We start from the raw sequence: 18846 nt of genomic DNA, 5'->3' as shown, positions 1-18846 counted from the left end.
GTATGAATATAATTTACTACTTTAGGGTATTGACAAGAAAAGTATCTATCACAAAAAAACTAATATATTTACTAGCCTGTATACATTATTAACCTTAAAATTCCTGTAAAGTCGGATGAATACAGCCATTTAGAAGTACTATTTGATGTATAGGAATCCGGTTTGGTTTATGTTTGCTTGCGTGGCGTAGCCATACTTACTAGTTGAGCTAGGGAACAGAGAACTCTTAACAGGGAACAGGGAACATAAACTCTACCTAGCTGAACAAAAATCAAATACGAATCCTGTATTTAAATTTTTGAAGAATTTTTGAAGAATTTTTGAACAAGTTGTCTGACAAGTCCGATTTGTCACTCTCTTAGAGTTATAAAATATCTTGCGGCTTTAGGGCTTCCCTCTAGGGTTGGGTGAAGATTTAGAGAAGTTTTGAGCCTCGTTCCTTTGTAGACGCATGCGTACGTACGTAGCGGTGAGGCAGCGCGGTCTTGGGGAGCCAGTGCGTTGGGCGGGTTTCCCGACTTGAAGCACCTGGCGTGGTTTCCCCCAGGAGCGACTGCCGAACCCCTTTGGGGTGAGATAGCCCTACAGTCCTTGTTTCGGTGCGCTTCGGTGTGCCAGGCATAGGGCATAGGAGAACTCTCTAGGGCTTATTACGGTTGGTGGACCAACAGACAACTCGCACTGAAGTGTCCTCCTCAATCTACATTGTTTCAGTGTTTTTAGCTTGAATCGAACTGTATTCAAACAAAAACTGGAAGCTGAGACAATAGCTCAGTTTCCAGTCATTTCTGCATAAATTGCAAGTAAACTTGCGCAGTGACAGTCCTATTTAGGGAGGAGTAGGATGACAGTTATTCACACAGAAGCGAAAAAGCTATAAGTTTTACAAGCCTTGACAACAGTTCGGTGTTGCTATTTCATTTTTCACACTAAAAGTTCTGTCAGCGTTGCTACAACCTAGCATAGATTAGGTAGCAGCCGTAGATGTTTGGATTGGGGGAAGAGACCACTCCAATTTCTCTTTGCTGAGACTTTTTGTGAAAAAGAACCACCATTAGCAAGATTGGATCTGTTGGCCTGAGTGTAGGAGTTATATACTCCAGAAAATGCTGATTACTTCAGCAACAGGTTCGACATATTTTACACTCAAAAATAATTGTTTATCATCATTTTTTTCTCCTTTAGAATGAATTTTAAGCATCAAGCGATTTTTTTGATGTTATTTATAATTTATACAAAATAGGTTGTATAAATCTGCCAAAATGGCAAATTAAAAATAAAAATCTGTCAATGTTCGATCATTGTGTAATGACTGATCAAGTTATCCATAGTCTAAAACTCAGTAAGTTATTAATGCAGTTGCGTGTCGCGCAACCGATGTTGTTTTGGTCTGCCATACGCCTGTTTGCGTCCCTTGCGCGTATCGCCCAAGACGGGGGTGCGATAAGCCTCTGGCTTAATGCTTTTGCAGGCACCATTTTGCAACGCGTATCCCACTTGTTAACAACTTGTCATAGATAACGTCCAACTTGGGTTATCAACTCAAAAAACCGCCATGCTGTAGATATTAAATCAGCATGGCAGATACTAAACAACTCAATCGAGTGTCTTTCAGAATTTATTAATTCCAGCAATTGGGTAATTGAATTCACAGAATTTTAAGGTAAAATCTTGACTTGTTCTGGAGCGATTTCAGGATTAGTGGATTCATATTCATGCACTTGTGTCGTTAACCACTGCTCCAAATTACCACCACGGATTTCTGTTTTTTTCTTACCAACGACCTCAAGTAATGGTCTATCTTTAATTTTGCTGAGGCAGCTAGCTGGTGTAATATGACTTTGGGACCTTTTGTCAGAGGATATCTTAGCAACTTTGAGATTTTCGTTTTGCTGTTGATTTGACCTACTGACATGAGAATTTTCTTTGAGCAGTCGGTTGTAGGTACGGTAGGGAATGTAATGTAGAGGATTGTAGCCTGCAAAACGTAGCATAAGAACACAAGCCCAGGAATACTTACCAGCAAGAATTGCTTCAACGACTTGGTCAAATTGTTCTTGAGGAAGTTTTTTATCTAAGTTGCGAGTGTAAGACATATCTTGGTTCATGGTGTTTGTGTTGTTGTGGAAGTGAATTAGCTGATCAGTTTCTTCGGTTATTTGTGCTCAATTGAAGGTATATCAACTGTTCTCGCCTGTTTGCAGATATTGCATTGCTTTAAGGAAAATATCAGCGATACGGCGGTAGGGAACTATTCTGCAGTGGCTGGGGGTTTTGCTGTTGAGAGAATAGATGTAGCGTTTTTTGAACGGGTACTGAAATCGACCTTTCTAAGTGCATCAAGATTGATTTGCACTTTTTTATTTTGCAAGTGAGTCATTTTCATGACCAATTGCTGAATCTGCCTTTGCTTTAGTCGTTCTGTTGGCTGTATTGGCATTTCTGCGTTTTGTGGTTCGAGTTTGTCTGATGCTTCTAAGCCAGCTTTGTCCTGTTGTGCTTTGGCTAATGCATGAGTTTGAGCAAGTATTCGAGTTCTCGCCATCAAATCTTTGATGTGGTTGAAGTGTGTTTGGTCGTCGGCGGCTATTTCTTGCTTTTGGACTTCAACTTCCGAAAGCAAAGGTTCTCTGTCTAATTCTGCAACAACCTGACCTGTTTTGAACTCTTGAGCTTCTTTAACTGCAGTATTAAGGACTTTGCTCAGATCTTGTAGCTGAAGTTTATGAGGCTCATCTAGTGCTACAAACTTTTCTCGAACATGACTGATCTGTTGAATCTTTCCTGTCCACGCCCAAACAACAACAGTTGTAAAAAAAGTTATGTTCTTCAACGTGACTAAATGAGCAACGGTTAAAGGTAGTTGATCGAGCAATGTCTGTAAGGATGTAGACCAATAGCCTGTATTCTTGCTTGCTATCTGAGGCTTTGTAAGCGTAGCGGTGCGTGTCTCTATAGGTGCTTGTGGTAAAGCCTGTTTTATTGAAGTTAAATGATTTCCGTAAATGAATGCTGTTTGCGAAACCAAATCACAGTAGGGATAGAACTTATGAAAATTTCTCCCTGTATTATCTGTTTTACTTAAGGTTTCGACTGCATTTGACCTGATGATACTGTTCATGATCTGTCCTGATGATCCCAAACCTGACTTTCTATTCAAGTCTTTTTGCTGCTAAGCCGGAATGATGTTATGTCTCTATGAAATTCAGCAGCTAGTTTGTAAAAAAGCAATTTATACAGACGGACACTATACAAAAGAGGGTTATTAAACTTGTAAGTTTTTTTTTACAGACCACTCAGTTGCTGGTGACTTATCGACTGTAACTTTTGCTTACCTTTGCCATAGGATTTCATTAACCTTCTCCATGTTATATCTCTGATATGAAAAAGTTTCCTGTTGGCTCTAAGTAGATGCATTTTTATCTTTTTCAAATTTTCCTCTCTCCCAATTAAATCATTGTATGCCTGTTAAAAATGTCTTCTAGTTTTCTACCAAATAATTAGGAGGGTTTAAGTAAAGTTGCATACTTTTTAGGGTTTTAGAAAAAAAATAACCATCCCTAATCGTTAATCCCCATATTCGTATTTATACTATTTTTTTCCGTAAATGTCATCTCCTCAATTATTAATTTTCAGCATTTTGAAGATTGTATTTCTAGAATAACTCAAATTTTATCTACTTTAAGTTTTCTGTCTTAAGTGTTAGATATTGGGGGGTTACACCCCTCATTTACAACAGATATAAGGCTTTTGTCTTCGCAAGGAGAATCTAGATTTGAGATGTGAGTAAATGTTCTAACACTTTAAAAATATATCAGCAAAAGTAGCATTGAGACAATCATTACTAGAGAGAATTCGTGAGAATATTTTTTACAATTTCCGGGAAACATCTTGTTTTGGTTATGTCACTTAAGAGCAACCCAAAGTGAGATTTTGATTTTCAGAGGCAAATGCAAATCTACGATGAGTTTGTTATGGATTTGGCACATTAATTATTAATTCAATACTGATCCAATCTTCTTTTCTGACATCTTTGTGGTATAATTTTTAAAATTTGAAGATACAGGCTGTCTTGGTTACCAGCAAACACTGTCTAAAGTCTTTGACAAAGCAAAAGTAGCATACTGTAACTGTGTAGATTTCTTGAATTTTTCAGTCAAAAAAGAAAACTTGTACACTTTGTTGCTCAGTAGATTTCAAAAATACTTGTATTTATTTGAAATTTTAAGTAACACAGTTCAGTTGTTTCTTAGTACTGAGTAGGATGTATGAAAGCCGTGTAGAAGGGAAAATATTTCATACCAATCACACACCATTTGCTATTTTTGAAACCCTTCAGATCTGTTTACCACACGCTACGCTTTGGCGTAGTCTGTCCACAGGGCTTATAAACACACACTCGCGGCGGCTTCCTAAAAAGTAGTAAGTGGCGTACCAAGCACCGATCGCGACTAATGTTTACCCTATGATCAGCTAATCATCGCCAAATAATCTGCACCACAATCTAATGAACTCTGTTGTTGAATAAAGGGATAGCAACGCCATAACTAGATCATTAAAGGGCGCAGATGAATTGCTTGTTGGTAAAAATGAATATTTGCTATGGTTTCAGCAGCTTTTGAACTCTTAAGCGTGGAAAGAACTGCTGTTTACCTATAAATTTCTGTTCTCAGTGAACTGTTTACGACGAAAATATGTTCATCGTTTCATCTGTGTGTTTGGATAAACTGGACAATGTTGTTTCGTGTTGAAGCGAAAAGATTGAGAAGCCTTTCAATAAAGATTTACAGCAATTTTGAATTGAAAGAAACTCCCTAGCCGGAAACTTGTCATCTGTAAACATTCCTCTATCTGACTAGTTTTTCATGTATTTAAAGCTACTAGTTTTTAGATTGTTCAAGAGTAACTCCCTACTCCTAAGCCCTTAAAACTCCGCGTGAATCGACATATTTTAAGAGCAGTCCTAAATAATACTTCTGGAGTTAGTAACTCAAGTCCGGAAAGAGGTGAAAAAATAATTGTCTGACAGATGAAAAACGATTTGAATTGTTAGGTATAAAATGTTAAAATTGCATAGAAAATAGGGAGCAAGCAAAAATCTCTAATCTGTAACCGATGGCTAATCAATGAGCAAATAAATTGCCCAAATTGCCATAGCCCGGAGATAAGTACTAGCACGGAAAGTACCAACAACAGTGATAGCTTCAGGTGTGCGGAATTGTAGCCCATTCTCATAAATTTGCTGCACCACAGCGTATGCAATCCTAAAAGCTTCATCCTTCATTCCCATTTGCACAAGAATTGCCCCCAACCCAAAATTTATTCCCGTCCAAATCTCCAAAGGATGAGTCGCGTTGGGGTTCTCTGGGGAACCATCAGGACGAACACCGTTAGCAGCACCGAACTTACCATCGTAGAACTTGAGGAAGCAAGCATCATAAACAGTTTTCAAAGCAGAAAGGGCGCAGTCAACAGGTACAATATCTGGCAATCCCAACAAACGAGCATAGAATTGCCCACATAACTGATCTGCCATGACTACGTCAGATCCACTCTCACTATCCAGTCGATAATATTGCCCATTCCAGAGTTTTTCTTGGTAAATAGGGCGTGACTGTGCAAGCCAAGTTTCGTAGATAGACTTTTGTTGAACCAATTTTTCTGTGTCAACAAAGGCTTTCCAAGGGCGGGATGAGTCCTGTGTGGAGGTGTCTTCTTCAGCGTGTATGGAGTTTAATAAAATATCGCAAATGGCGATCGCCGCCTCCAAAGCCGCCAACCACAACCCACCACAATACGCGCTGACTCCTACCAAGCGCCAGTCATCAAAAGTTTGATCAGGTGCACCAGAATTTTCCGGAATACCATCTTCATCTTTGTCAAACCTCTTGAGGTAGTCTAGAGTTTGCACAATAGCATCCCAACATTCTGCCAGGAATTCCACATCCTCAGCACCTGTCAGCAGAAAATCTCGGTACACTTGCAACACAAAATCACAACCTAAATCTTTCCAAAGATTGCAATCTTGATAACTTGTATAATTTGTTTTCTCCCAGACGTGTTCGTTGGGTGCACCTAAGTCGTGAGGTGTTGCACCTGCTGCTTTACGAACTGCAATTGGACTTTCCGCACCAAGAGTGTAATAGTAGCCAATAACACGAGGTGTTTCATCACAACTGGGAATAGCTCGTGCAAAGGCACGTATCACCGCCTTCTCCAGTTCTGGAAACAGCATCAACAGGGCGAAAGAACCATAAAGCCGCACATCCAAACTTTCATACCAGCGGTAATCTAAGCACTCTAACACGGCAAACTGACCAACAGGGTCGCGCTTGGTTGCCGCACTCCAGAGAGTTCCACCGCTTGTGAGGTCATAAAGCTCATTAAACAGAGCCATTTTGAACCAGTCTGGCAAGTCTTGGCGCTCAAGAATTGGCTGTTGCCAAAATTGAATCTGTTGTTGCCAAATGTGATATTCTGCTAGAGCCGTGGATGCTATTGTCCAGGCATTGTTTCCACTTATACCAAAAAAATCTGTGTATCTGCGGTAATATGTAATCCCGGCTGCAAATTCTGTGATCGGCAAATCCCAAGTCAGCGCGAAGGGAATTTCGAGAGTTTCGCCTGGTTGAAGAGTGAAACGTACAGCGATCGCCACTCCTATCTGTTCACCTTCTGCTGCTGGAGTATCATCCACGTGATTAGGTAAAGAGCCATCTTGAGCGAAGCTTTGCCAGATTTCTTCCCCCGTCCCAACTGGATTCCAACGGGTGTGGTACTGGACTTCAACATTCGGTTGTTTGCGAGTAGCAATGCACCACTGTCCTTCTCCCTCCTGAGGGGGTTCACTCATATTAACCCGCTTCAACAACAATCCAATACTTTCGTTGTTTTCAACTAGCTGATTAAAGTTATCCAGACTTTCGCCTAAACGTGGCTGATACTCATAAACTGGGCTTCCATCATCGCGCACCCGAACCAGAGGAGATTTCAGAGAATTTGTAAACCAGCCAACCATATTTTGCCAGGTCAGCATGATACTGAGAGTAATAGGTGCATGAGTAGGGTTGTGTGCAGTCCAGACAAACACCCCCACTGGATAGCTTGTTTGTTGATAATTTGCTGCCCAAATAGGAGAGAACTGCTCGCACGTTAACTCTGCTTGAAACACGCCTTCATAAACAAACCAGCTACGAGGGTATAGGGCGTGATAAGTTCCCGTGTTGGGTTGAGGTGATGAGGGGGATGAGGGAGATGAGGAAGTCACAGAAGTTTCCCTCCCTTCCTCACCGTTTTCCTCTCTCCCTACTTCTTTCCCTATTTTCCTACTTGCTGGATACCACTGCCATGTTTTGAGGCTTCCGTCTTCAGGAGGTTCAGTACACAAAGCGCAAGCTTGCGAGGATGAGCCAAAAGATTCAAAGACACTGAATTGACACGCGGGGATGTTTTTGAATACATGTTCACCGCCGTCAATGTGCCACAAATTAAAATCTCCCCGCGACGAACGACCAATACAACCTGCACCAAAGCCGCCCAAAGGCATACCGTGCCAAGATCCATCATCAATATTGCTGGCATAGCGGACTGTGTAAGGTTCGTCCCAACCAAAACCGATGGAACGACTCCAGGTGCAAGAGGGAATTACGGAAGATGGCAGTTTTCTCATCATTGGATTATACAGCGTTTAGGTATCCGTTCCCAAATCCGTAAGTGATGTCGAAATTTTTTAATTGTCTTGGTCTACGTCAACAATCACTCGTAAATCTGCTTGTGGCATCAGCCGCTGCAAAATTGTCAGATGACCATCAGCATCACTGCGGCTGCGGAATCGATTCATCACAATTCGCTCAGTTGGTGAAACCCAGTGAACAACAGCCCACGGTGCAAGTGCTGTGCGGTATGTTTTAGTTTGTCGCTTTAACAAGAAAACCTCCTATGACATCCATAAGACACAAATTGATACAGTTGTCATCAACTGATTTATGTCTGCTTCTTTTGTAATCGATAGATACTGTCGTTGTAATCAGCAGATGCTCGTGTTTTTACAAGCATTATTTCTGCACTCAGCGCTAACAAAACGCAGTGCTAGACAAAGGCTTCCCTCTATTCACGCAATTCATACTTGCGTGAGCAAAGCGATTAGCATGTCACTTTAACAGTTATCAGTGAGCCAGCGCGAATGACGGCTTTCCCTCACTTGGCGACTGGCGTTCGCCCTTGGCGTGCGCTTTGCGCATACCCGAAGGGTTATCAGTTTTCTCACTTGGGTAACGACCTTTATGCGTTGGTAGCAGTTCTAAGCCACTTGCCTACTTTTAAGGTTTCCCTCAAAGCAGCAGCTTGTCTCACCATACGCATGCACCGAGTGTGGCTGACGGGTGGTACTGATTTAAGGAAAAGGCAAATATTTATGCAAAGCGCTAGTTGGTAGTGCTTGCCTGATAATTATCTTCCAACTCACACAAAGAAGTGTTGATAATTTTGTCTTTGAACGTGCTAATATGTGCGTGAACAAGCAACCAGAATCAACTTTCAAAACTCAAGGCAAAAACAGCAATCTAGTTTAGAAAGACTAGAGCCATTGGTTGAATCTAAGTTTTCTTGTTATTGACTATTGCTAACTGGAAAAAAGTCCGGCGATTTGAAAACGCAACTATGTGGCTCGTGAGTTAGGAGTTTTTTTAAAAACCCTTATTAGAGCTTCTCAACTAAATATTAAGAGCATTTCCGACGAGTCACTATCAAGATAGTGTCTTGCGACAAGCTAGTATATTTGCATCAAACCAAACGGAACCCGAAACCAACCAGAAAGATACTTCATGGCTAGTGATAGATTATAGATTTTGTAACTACCTGCAAAAACAAACTCTCCAATAAACTGTCTAAATTGATATTAGACCCATATTGCTCGTATCAGAGAGAGGGGTTTGAACCCACATTTTCTGGAAAAACTCCGCAACCAATGCTGAAATCCCGAAATGATTGGTAAACAGGACGGAAATTGCTGCAAAGAAGTACTGATTCGCTGTCAACATCTCTAGGCAAAATCTGCCGCTACCGCGTTCATCGTCCATATTCACATGATGCTCCCCAATGATCTGAATTTTCTTGTTCACATTTACATCCCTAAAAAAGAAGAACAGGAAAAAAGTAAGTGGATGAAAAAATTTAACATTATTACTAGTTAAATTCCGCACAAGTTAAATTGACCAAAGAAATCCCCAGGTGACAAGCCTGGGGAGGATGCAAACCATGAAAGCATAACGGTTAGTACTGATTTAGTATCGTACAGTACCAGACTTGTCGTTAACCGAAAAGAGGAGTTTGAGCTTTATGATTGCTTTTTGGTGCAATAACCTATTAACAGCTACGATACTGCTCACAAAATCAATATGGTTGCCAAAATGCCAAATTAGGCGAGGGAAACATTAGACCAGAAATCTTAGAAAATGTGGGTAATGACCCCCTATACCTGATACCTCTACAGTCAGTTACAGTAAATATGCAACGGTCTTATTTCAAATCCAACAAGCCATTTTCTTTCAACTTAGGATGAAAGCGAATTTGTGTTTGTAAACCACGTGATTCTAAAACTGCTATGATTTCACCCTCTACCCGACGAGCCACATTTTTAATGATTTTAGTTTGCGCTATTTCATCATTTGCAGGATTGTTATAATTTGCCTGTTCTTCAGGTGTCATGGCTGTTTTGGCATCTATCGGTTGCGTCCATTTGTCTTTATTCTCTCGATTACCAGCAGGGACAGTGCCATTTTCAGCAATCCAAGTCTGCTCTATCTTTTCTAAAATCGTACGATTAGGACGTTCAATTGTTTCAGCTTTGACCCAATAACAATTTTTGGGTTGACGAACTAAATGCTGCTTTAAGCTGAGATAAACATCACGAGAATATCCGACAAATTGCAACACTTTTTCTTGGTCAAAAATTGCGTATACTCCAATTTTACCTTGCAATTGTTCAGGTAATTGACCGTTATCGTCAATATATGCAATGTACTCGATATTGGCTAAAGAAGGAATATTTGTTTCTGTTGTCATAAAGAAAGTTCAAGACGGTTATTAGTTAGTGTTTAGTAGTCATAGTTGTTGACGAAACTCATAACTAATAATAACTTTTCTATAAATTGTACAAAAACATTTTCTTTGCAATCATTTGTTAAGAAGTGAAAAAATATGGAGTATTGGAGATATTCTACTCCCTTCTTGCCACAAAATTACTTAAAGGTGGCAACGGTGAGACCAGCGCTCTTGGTAGGGGAGCCAGTGCGGTCTTGGGGAGGACAGTGCCGTGGGCGGGTTTCCCGACTTGAGGCAACTGTCCGTTGAGCCAGTGCGTTGGGGAGGCACTGCTCGGCTAGAGTTTCCCGACTTGAAGCATGTGCCGTCGGCTGTGCCGACTTGTAGCACCTGGCGTGTCTCCCCAAGTAGAGCACCTGGCGTTTTCCCGACAGCCAGGCGACTGGCGTTCGCCGTAAGGCGTGCGCTCCGCGCACACCCGGAGGGTAGGTGAAACCGGAAGCGTACACTGCACACTTTGTGTGCAGTGTAGGTACTTCACAATAACCTGTTCTACAACACTTGCAAAAGCTGTTTAATTTTAGTACCTTGGCGTTGCTTGAACTCTGTCGGAAAATTTAAATCAATGACAATCTTGTTATCTGTCTCTTCTTTCACCGCAGAAATTTCAGCAACCAACTTACTAGGTGAGGGGTTCCCCTCCTCTCGACTCAACAGCAAACCAACGAGTGGTTTGATATTTCGCATCTTGTGCAAGTCTTCTTGTCCAAGCAGTCTATTACCTCCCCGCGCTTTTTTACTCCGCATTTCCAGCCGTAAACCTGTTACCCCTAGTTCTGTGGCAATTCCAGGGAAGAAATGACCATCCCAGTAAAGTTCACCAACGGCGCTGACCTGTTTGCGTACCTGGTTACGGGTGACGGGTTTGAGGTCTCGAAAAGAGCGAGTCAAACTGGTAGCAAGGAAGCCAAGAGAATTCACTGGTTGATCTACAGACTCCCGCTTCTGAGAATACCACTCTCGCACATCAGAATACAAAATCAGGATTAAGTTATCCATTTGGGCGCGGCTAGGACTGACAAAGTCAATTGCCAAAAGCGTGTTTGAATCACTTACAGGAGAAACTCGCACAACCTGTGCTGTGAGGGAGACGCGAACAGTAAAATCTCCCATGATTTCAACCTCAACTTCATCTGGTAAGTTAGGCCAAGATTCTAAAGAAATCAACGCCCCAGTTTCTGAGATATTGACTGTTTCGCCCCTAAATGTGTAGTTACTATTAGTAATAACAACAGGAAGGCGTCGCTGCAAACGGTGAGAAGAACGGACTTGCGGCTGTTCAAAGCCAACCAGCAATGCTGCAATCAGCAGAATCAAATTAAAACCTGACCACAAAGTGTTGACTAAAACTGCTTGCCAATCCTCTGGACGAAGCAGCAACCAGTAAGGGACGGCAAATAGGGAAGCGCTAACAAGTATGGTTACTATTATTAAACCACGCATTGACTGCCAGTCAAAGGTACGTTTGGTAACATTCACTCCTTTGTCAGTGACGTTAAACGAACCAAGCTTGGGGTTAATCAGCGCCAACATCGTCACCCACCCTGCTTGGAAAGCCATAACAAATTCAAAAATTTCGTTCCAAAAAGAAAAACGGACGTTTTTGTAAATGATATGGTTGGTGAATAAAGCCAGAAGAATGTGTGGTACGGCGTATGACAGAGTTTCTAAACCTAGACCTCGGATGGGATTGATACCAAACAATAAAAACAAGGTAGGAACAATTGCATACACCAGTCGGGGATATCCATACAAGAAGTGCGAAGTCGCACTAAAATAACAAATCCGTTGAGGAATCTTCAGCTTCAGCCAGGGATTAAACAGAGGGTTTTCCAATCGCAGAATCTGCGCCATACCCCTTGCCCAGCGCACTTGTTGACCGACATAGGAAGAGAACGTATCTGGGGCTAACCCAGCTACCATGATTTTGTCGTAATAAACAGACTTGTAACCGCGAGAGTGCAACCGTAGTGCTGTGTGACAATCCTCTGTCACAGTTTCAACTGCAATTCCCCCAACTTCCAAGGCATGGGATTTGCGAATTATCGCTGCTGAACCGCAGAAAAAGGCAGAATTCCAAAAATCATTGCCTTTTTGCAGCACCTTATAAAACAGTTCATTCCCAACCGGGATTCTACCACGAGTCAGCAAATTGCGCTCGAAGGGGTCGGGATTATAGAACCAGTGCGGAGTTTGGACAAACGATACCTTTGGATCATAGAAAAAGCCTACTGTATTCAGCAGAAATTGACGCGAGGGGATATGGTCGCAGTCTAAAATCAAAACTAAGTCACCGTCAGTTTTGTTAAAGGCATTGTTGATATTACCCGCCTTAGCATGCTTGTTGTTGTCCCGCGTCATGTGGATACAACCAATTTCTTCACACATGAGTCGTATCTGTTCTCGTCTTGCCCGGAACTTCTCTCGGCGCGGGTCGTTTTCTTGGTATCTTTCTGGACGACCATCATCTAAGACATAAACCGTCTTTTTACCAGGGGCATAATCGCAAGTGATTGCTGATAAAGCAGTTTTGCGAACAATTTCAACATCTTCGTTGAAGGTGGGGATGTAAATATCGACATTGAACCATTCTTCTTGAGGAATGTTGGAAAGGTCAACTGCCTGACGCTCTTTGATTTTTAGAGTTTGAAAATAAGCCAGTGCCAAGGTGAGAATAGCATACAGCTCAGCAGCGTACAGCAGTAAGCAAACAAAGCTATTGAGCCAACCATCAAGGTTAAGAGTGTAGCTTGTGCGGTAATACAAATAACGCAGCGTTGTTACCAAACTCAGCCACGCCATAAATAAGTGATAATACTGGCTAATTTCAGCAGAAGACTCTTGCTCCTCAGCTTGCATAACCCATTGACCAAGTATCACCAGAAACAAGCCAATAACTGCTTGCTGCCAGATTCGTAGCGGCACAATAATAAGTGGAACTGAGAGAACCAGAAGTAGCAAAACCAGCCACTTAAACTGTTTCATACCCACTTTTTCTAAAGCACGGTCAAAAAATCGGGGCGTGATATCAATGAGCCATCGACTTAAGTTAAAACGCCCTCGAGTAGGGGAATTTGATGAAGAAGACATTTTGGATTTTGGATTTTAGATTTTAAATTTGGGATTTGAACCGCAGATAAACGAGGCAGTGCGTTGGGGAGGACAGTGCCGTGGGCGGGTTTCCCGACTTGAGGCATCTGTCCGTTGAGGCAGTGCGGTCTTGGGGTTTCACGCCAGGTGCTACAACGGGGGGAACCCCCGCAACGCACTGGCTCCCCAAGTGGAGCATCTGCCGTCGGGTTCCCCGACTTGTAGACGCCGGAGGCGGCTTCCCGCTTTCTTAGCACCTGCCGTGCAGATAATTGTCTGCTATGTTCGCGTGCGTCTGCGTGCATCAGCGGTTACAATTCATTCCTCTCAGTACCAGCAAGGCGCTTGAGATACAACTGAACAATTCCATAAAGTAGGAGCGAGACACCTACAATACCGATAGGTAGGAGGAGCCAATTTTCTTGTAGCAAGCGCGTCGTCTTACTCAGCAAATTGGTATTTTCTACACGAGTTTTTGAGGGAGCACTACGGATAAACTCTAGTTGATAGGCATCTGGCTCGTAGGGAGATGGATTGTTTTTATCGCTACCAACTAGCACTGTATCTTGTTTTAATTGGTAGAACAACGGGTCTTGCTCAACCACTTGCCGCACTCGCTCTAAACCAGTTTCTGTCTGAGCTGTTAAAGCCAGAATGATACGCTCGTTGCTCCAGGGGGAAACAATTTGCTTAATCAAGCCTTGTGAATCCTGTGGAGTTTGAATCGTACCTTGAGCTGATACCCGAGAGAATGCTTGACTCAAGTTAAAGCCAGTGGATCTAAAGACTTCCGGAAAAGGAAACTTGTCCCGTGTGCCAATTCCCACAAGATGCTCATTCTTGCGAACTGAGTCAGGAATTGATTCTGGCGTATAAACTTGGAATTTGATAGACTCTGCTTGACTCAGCCGTCCCAGGCGTTCGCTCAACGCGAGCAAAGTGAGTATATCTGTATTAGATGGGTTTTGTGGCAAGACGATCGCCGTTCTAGATAAATCTTGCGGTGCAGCAAACGGAAAACCAAATTGCAACAACTTTAAATCTGGAAGTTGTACAGAAGGTTCCCGTTTTAACTCGAAGCTTGTATCAGCATGAAGTGTACCTACTAATTGTTGATCTGCGGCACTCAGACATTTTTGCTTGTCAAATGGTTCTTTGGGATTCATCCGAAAGAACACTTGGAGTTGAGAGTTGGACTGCAACAAGCTTGCTGGTAAATCAACTTTCAAGGTTTGGCGGGTTTCTCCAGAATCTGAAGTCAGACGTGTCCCGCCAATGTATCTGCCGTCGAGTAACACTTCGAGCGCAGAGGTTCTCGGGTTGAGCTGTGGACCATAGCTGTAAACTAGGTTCATGGAACTGCCACGCAAAAATCTGTCATCAGGTAAAGTGCGGAAATCAATTGTAACAGGCGCTGTTGCTGAACCACGCACAGTCACATCACCAAAACCTTCATTATTGAGTGGAGTTCTTATGTCGCTGAGTCTAAAATTATTTTCTTCTGGAATATAACGAGGCCATTGTCGAGGTTCCGGTGCTGTCACTTCTTTGACTTGATTGACAAAAACGACTGAACCTGTTCCCATTTTTCGCAAGTCTGGCTGCACCAAAAACTGTACTGCCTTTGCCACACCCTTTGCTCCATTACCAGTCGCAATTAAGACAGGTGTACCACCTTTTTCTTTAGTAGTCGCTGCGATCAGCACCCCTGTATCTTCTGGTACGGGCTTTTGATTGATATCGAGAATTTGAGTACCAGTGATAGAAAGAGGTAATTTCAAAGAGGTTAAAGCTGGCTGTTCGCTAGGAGTCCCAATGATCACTAACCGCTGTTCCGGTTTCACACTCTTTATATCAGATACCAAGCTCGTCTTTATTGGGCGAAAATCTGCAAATCTACCAAATGCCGCTTGCAAACGAGCTGCTGTTGTCAGCCAATATTGATTGACCTGACTTGGTTGCACGTAAACAATACTGTTAGTTTCTAAGCCGAGTTGATCAAAAAACGGATAGGGATAGCGGCTAAAATTGAGGGGAACTGGTTGCCTTTGGAAACCAAAAATTAATTTGGAATCTGGCAGAATATCCGTCCACAAATTAGGATCACGAGGATCAGTACATTGTTGTGAACTATTTTGCTGAGCAACAAACTTGATTTCGTTGTAGTCCTGAAGCAGCTTAGGATCAATATTATTTATGAGTACCTGACCGACTTGGGACTGTTTACGGTTGAGCGATATGCTGCCTACGGCAGTGTCATTGATGAATACCGTCAGGTTAGAACGGTTGGCATAGAGTGATGGTGAGTGCTGGAACTTAATTAAAGCTTGAAGCTTTCCGATTTTCCAGCCACGAGGACGGTTAAAGCCAAGGCGACCTTCCGCATTCAGTCCTCGTAGGCGTAGACGATTGCCGACAATTGGACTGCGGTTGAATTCCAGGTTGTACGTTATCAGATTCTTGGCATCAGCAGCCTCTTTTTTGTCTTTTGTGTCTTCGCCTGTGTCTTCGCTTGTGTCTTCTTGGTCTTGGCTGTCGGCTTTGGGTTTCTTTACTTGAGCCAACAAGATAGTTTGCTGTTTCTCAGAATACCTTTGCTGCTGATAAAAATAGCTAGATTTTTGTGAGCTATCGTGTATCAAATCTTCTTCATTACGAGCTTGAGCGCTTGGCAATGAAGTAGGAAAGAGTAACAAGCAAAAAGTAAAAATAATTGCTTTAGTACTGATTTTGTCAGGATGAAACAACGGCTTCATAGGACGGTGTCACTTTAGAGATAGTAGGAAAATTTCTGGTTTTGTGGTTGTGATTTGTGTGAGTTTTGCTCTTCGACATTTTCCAACGGAAAATTTGTTATTTTTTGAACTCAAAAGGGAACACTATTTTTAATGATTAAAAAAAGAACTAAGGAAATATTTTGCTACTTCTTGAGTAGTTGCGGCGGAACTACTGAAGGAGACAACAGACCTAACCAAGCCAAATTCTGTGTATAGTAAGCGGATTTATCATCCCAAAGGCCTTGTTTGTATTGAAGTAGAACTTTTTTCTCAAGTAACTCCTTTGCTAGTTGTGGTTCTACGAACTGCCAAGCGGCGTAAAGCATCGCGTATTGTGCTGTCGCTTCATAATCCACCAATCCTTTGCCTTGTAGATCGATGCGTGCTGGTAAACGCGATCGCTCCCGCCACTGCTGTTGCAGATATCTACTATTTGTCTGGAGATAACGTCGCGCTTGCGGTGAATTGAACCACGCCACATCCAGCGACAAGCGCCACCAAACTCGATAAGCATCAAAGCCATACAAAGTCTGAAGTTGGCTTGTTGTCTGCGGCAAGGGTTGGTATTTTCCTGTTTTGGTATCTTGAGCCACCCAATCACTCGGCAACCCAACTGCGGAAAGTGGGGCTGATTTTTCCAGAACTTCATAACTGCTATTGACTAAACTCAACCAATCATGCTCTGGATCGACTTGGGCAAATAGCCGAAAAGCATAGGGAGCGAAGTAAGAGGGGTTGAGGTAAAGGGTTGAGGCATTCGGAATAAATGCCGCTGCAGGACCAGGCAATAAATACAGCTTTCCTCCGTGTCCTAGTACAGTGGAAAGGTTCCACAAATCTTGCAGTTTCGCTTTTGCCAAATTAAGGTATTCAGGACGATTCCAACGCCTTGAGGCAAGAATCAAAGCGGTAATGGCATCAATATCGCCATCACTGGCAAAGTTACTATCGATCGCACCCCATTTTCCATCTGCATTTCGTCCCCATTGCCACGCCCACAAGTTGTCTGTCCGTTTGCCGTCTACTTGTCTTTGGAGGTTATTTTCTCCCCAGTTCAAGGTTTGAGCAAAAGTTGCAGCGTCATCGATCAGGACTGCCCGCAGCATGGCATATGCCTGACCTTCACTTGTAGAGCGATCGCCCGCTTCATAATCGATCACTCTACCATCACCCTGAATAAATCTCCGGCGATAGACTTCCCAGCTTTGAGTCAGTAACTCACGGTTAGGAACCGATTTCGGTAAAGCTGCTACATACTTAGAGCTATTTTCGCTTTCGCTACCATTCAATGGCAGAGCTGTTTCTACCGGAGTCCTGTCATCCGATACTTTCGTCTTTATCACCGAGTAACCTAAATTACAGGCATTGAGAACAATCATGCTAACAATAACTGTCAATTTCACTGAGTGCCGCATTCTTTAACAGAGAACAAAGGGGACACGGAGATTTAGGGAACACAAGATAAACAAAGGGATATACAGATAAGGGCAAATCTGTGCGTCTTACCCTCTGTTATTTCCCTCTGCGCTCATAGTTCTCCCAAGAGGGCTGAAAGCCACGTCGTTGCAAGAAATCTTCTTGTATTTGCTGCCTCTGACGAGAAACTTCAGCATCGCTTGTGCCTTGGGAAATTTGCTCTATTTCGAGTTGTTCAAGCTGTGACAGCGCTGTTAGAGGCTGATCAGCAATGGCACTTAAGCCAGCAAGGGCGCGACGTGCGTCTTTATCTTGTGGCTTTTGCGCTACAACCTGAGAGTAAATTTGCCGTGCAGAATCAAAGCGTCGTTGTTCAAAACGAATTCCTCCTAAAGCAGCAAGGGCATCTATATTATCTGGTTGCTGTGCCAAAATATTTTCGTACGCCTTGCCAGCCAAATTCAAGTCACCAATTGCTCGTGCCAAATCTCCCTGCAACTGATACGTATTCGCGTTGTTCGGGAGACGAGCAATCAACTGTTTCACCCGCGCTTGCGCTTGGGCGGGATTGCGTTTTGCGATGACTTGCACCAGACGCAGTTGCACTGGCAGGTAGCTTGGGTCAACTTGAGCTAAGTAATTATACAGAGGTTCCCGCTGTGGTTGAGCTGGCAAAGTTCCGACTAAACTAAAAAGTTCTGGAGGTGCATTCGTTGCAGGTTGTGTCGCTAACCAATTATTGAGGACAGCTTCCGCCTCTTGATCAGAAATTTTCTTGGCTTGATAAGCGACACTGGTTCGTCCCAATTGAGTCGTCAAATTTTGAGGTTGACGGATAATCAATTGGTCATAAGCAGCCAAAGCCTCATCAAACCGCTTTTGTTGTACTCTCACACCTGCCAGTCCACGTAAAGCTCCATCGGTAATATCATCACCTCCTGACCTACTTGTCAAGACAGCTTGGAAACGTTGAGCACTGGCTTCTAAGTTGCCCTCCCGTCGCTCAATTTCTGCTGCAAGTAGTTGGGGTGCAAGGCTTTTGGCTCCTTCTGGTGTTGCTGTATAAGCTGCCAAAGCTTGTCTTGCCCCATTTGTGTCATTCTGTTGTAAAGCAATCTGAGCGATCCGGAAATTTAAAAATGGTACGTTTACCCTTGGTGAAAGAGTTTGGTATAAAGGCAACAGTTCTGGATCTGGGGCATCAACGTCTGATAGAGCAAGAGCTATCTGTTGCAATTGCACCGGATCTGAGGGTAGGGGGTTAACTTCAGCTGCCAAACGCCTTTTTAAGTCACTTTTGCTGAGTTGTCCCAATTTAGTCTCTAGGACTAACTGCCGCACCACCAAACTTTTATCATTCGGGAACTGTGGAGCTATTTGGCGATAAAGTTGTAGTGCTGTTTGCTCTCCTTGGGGTAAGCCAGTGAAAACATCAGCGGTTTCTCGCAATAAGGTAGGCGAG

At 42.9% G+C, this 18846-nt stretch carries 11 protein-coding genes and 1 pseudogene; 1 reads left to right on the top strand and 11 read right to left on the bottom strand.

The window, feature by feature from the left end; genetic code table 11:
* Positions 1 to 1611: 1611 nt before the first annotated feature.
* From DP116_RS15025 to DP116_RS15010, 4 genes and pseudogenes are all read right to left on the bottom strand, one after another.
* Positions 1612 to 2108 (bottom strand): annotated as a pseudogene (locus tag DP116_RS15025) (HetP family heterocyst commitment protein).
* 143 nt (positions 2109 to 2251) lie between these two features.
* The gene (locus tag DP116_RS15020; RefSeq protein WP_169155954.1) at positions 2252 to 3121 is read right to left on the bottom strand and encodes an efflux RND transporter periplasmic adaptor subunit; all 870 of its coding nucleotides are present in this window, start codon (positions 3119 to 3121) and stop codon (positions 2252 to 2254) included.
* Positions 3122 to 5119: 1998 nt separating this feature from the next.
* On the bottom strand, positions 5120 to 7669 hold the full coding sequence (locus DP116_RS15015) for a GH116 family glycosyl hydrolase (protein WP_169155957.1): 2550 nt from the start codon (positions 7667 to 7669) through the stop codon (positions 5120 to 5122).
* Between the two features lie 60 nt (positions 7670 to 7729).
* Positions 7730 to 7927 carry an immunoglobulin domain-containing protein gene (locus DP116_RS15010; protein WP_169155953.1) on the bottom strand — a complete coding sequence of 66 codons (198 nt, stop codon included), beginning with the start codon at positions 7925 to 7927 and terminating at the stop codon, positions 7730 to 7732.
* Between the two features lie 255 nt (positions 7928 to 8182).
* Here DP116_RS15010 and DP116_RS15005 point away from each other — a divergent pair, with 255 nt between their 5' ends.
* Entirely contained in the window at positions 8183 to 8434 is a 252-nt protein-coding gene (locus DP116_RS15005; RefSeq protein ID WP_169155952.1) for a hypothetical protein, read from the top strand.
* Between the two features lie 451 nt (positions 8435 to 8885).
* On the opposite strand, the gene DP116_RS15000 is transcribed toward DP116_RS15005, so the two are convergent.
* The 7 genes from DP116_RS15000 to DP116_RS14965 form a co-directional block, all read right to left on the bottom strand.
* Positions 8886 to 9119 (bottom strand): hypothetical protein, encoded by a 234-nt coding sequence (locus tag DP116_RS15000; RefSeq protein ID WP_169155951.1) that lies wholly within the window; start codon positions 9117 to 9119, stop codon positions 8886 to 8888.
* Between the two features lie 397 nt (positions 9120 to 9516).
* Complete coding sequence (locus DP116_RS14995; RefSeq protein WP_169155950.1) at positions 9517 to 10062, bottom strand: GIY-YIG nuclease family protein; 546 nt, start codon at positions 10060 to 10062, stop codon at positions 9517 to 9519.
* Between the two features lie 176 nt (positions 10063 to 10238).
* Entirely contained in the window at positions 10239 to 10550 is a 312-nt protein-coding gene (locus DP116_RS14990) for a hypothetical protein (protein WP_169155949.1), read from the bottom strand.
* Between the two features lie 43 nt (positions 10551 to 10593).
* A complete protein-coding gene (locus tag DP116_RS14985; RefSeq protein ID WP_169155948.1) occupies positions 10594 to 13191 on the bottom strand; it encodes a glycosyltransferase family 2 protein in 2598 nt (865 codons plus the stop codon).
* A gap of 311 nt (positions 13192 to 13502) precedes the next feature.
* Positions 13503 to 15947: a cellulose biosynthesis cyclic di-GMP-binding regulatory protein BcsB gene (locus DP116_RS14975; RefSeq protein ID WP_169155946.1), complete on the bottom strand. Its 2445-nt coding sequence runs from the start codon at positions 15945 to 15947 to the stop codon at positions 13503 to 13505.
* Positions 15948 to 16111: 164 nt separating this feature from the next.
* Positions 16112 to 17383, bottom strand: coding sequence for a family 8 glycosyl hydrolase (locus DP116_RS14970; RefSeq protein WP_169155945.1), 1272 nt, complete (start codon positions 17381 to 17383; stop codon positions 16112 to 16114).
* Positions 17384 to 17480: 97 nt separating this feature from the next.
* Positions 17481 to 18846: tetratricopeptide repeat protein (locus tag DP116_RS14965; RefSeq protein WP_169155944.1), on the bottom strand; the 1366-nt coding region annotated here is incomplete at its 5' end.

Source organism: Brasilonema bromeliae SPC951 (assembly GCF_012912135.1).
Lineage (GTDB): Bacteria > Cyanobacteriota > Cyanobacteriia > Cyanobacteriales > Nostocaceae > Brasilonema > Brasilonema bromeliae.
Note: the sequence above shows the minus strand (reverse complement) of the source record. Positions and strands in the feature narration are given on the sequence as shown.

What these genes read in the sequence shown, in the direction of transcription:
- DP116_RS15020 (WP_169155954.1), bottom strand. Translation starts at nt 3,121, where the DNA reads ATGAACAGTATCATCAGGTCAAATGCAGTCGAAACCTTAAGTAAAACA.
- DP116_RS15015 (WP_169155957.1), bottom strand. Translation starts at nt 7,669, where the DNA reads ATGAGAAAACTGCCATCTTCCGTAATTCCCTCTTGCACCTGGAGTCGT.
- DP116_RS15005 (WP_169155952.1), top strand. Translation starts at nt 8,183, where the DNA reads ATGACGGCTTTCCCTCACTTGGCGACTGGCGTTCGCCCTTGGCGTGCG.
- DP116_RS14995 (WP_169155950.1), bottom strand. Translation starts at nt 10,062, where the DNA reads ATGACAACAGAAACAAATATTCCTTCTTTAGCCAATATCGAGTACATT.
- DP116_RS14985 (WP_169155948.1), bottom strand. Translation starts at nt 13,191, where the DNA reads ATGTCTTCTTCATCAAATTCCCCTACTCGAGGGCGTTTTAACTTAAGT.
- DP116_RS14975 (WP_169155946.1), bottom strand. Translation starts at nt 15,947, where the DNA reads ATGAAGCCGTTGTTTCATCCTGACAAAATCAGTACTAAAGCAATTATT.
- DP116_RS14970 (WP_169155945.1), bottom strand. Translation starts at nt 17,383, where the DNA reads ATGCGGCACTCAGTGAAATTGACAGTTATTGTTAGCATGATTGTTCTC.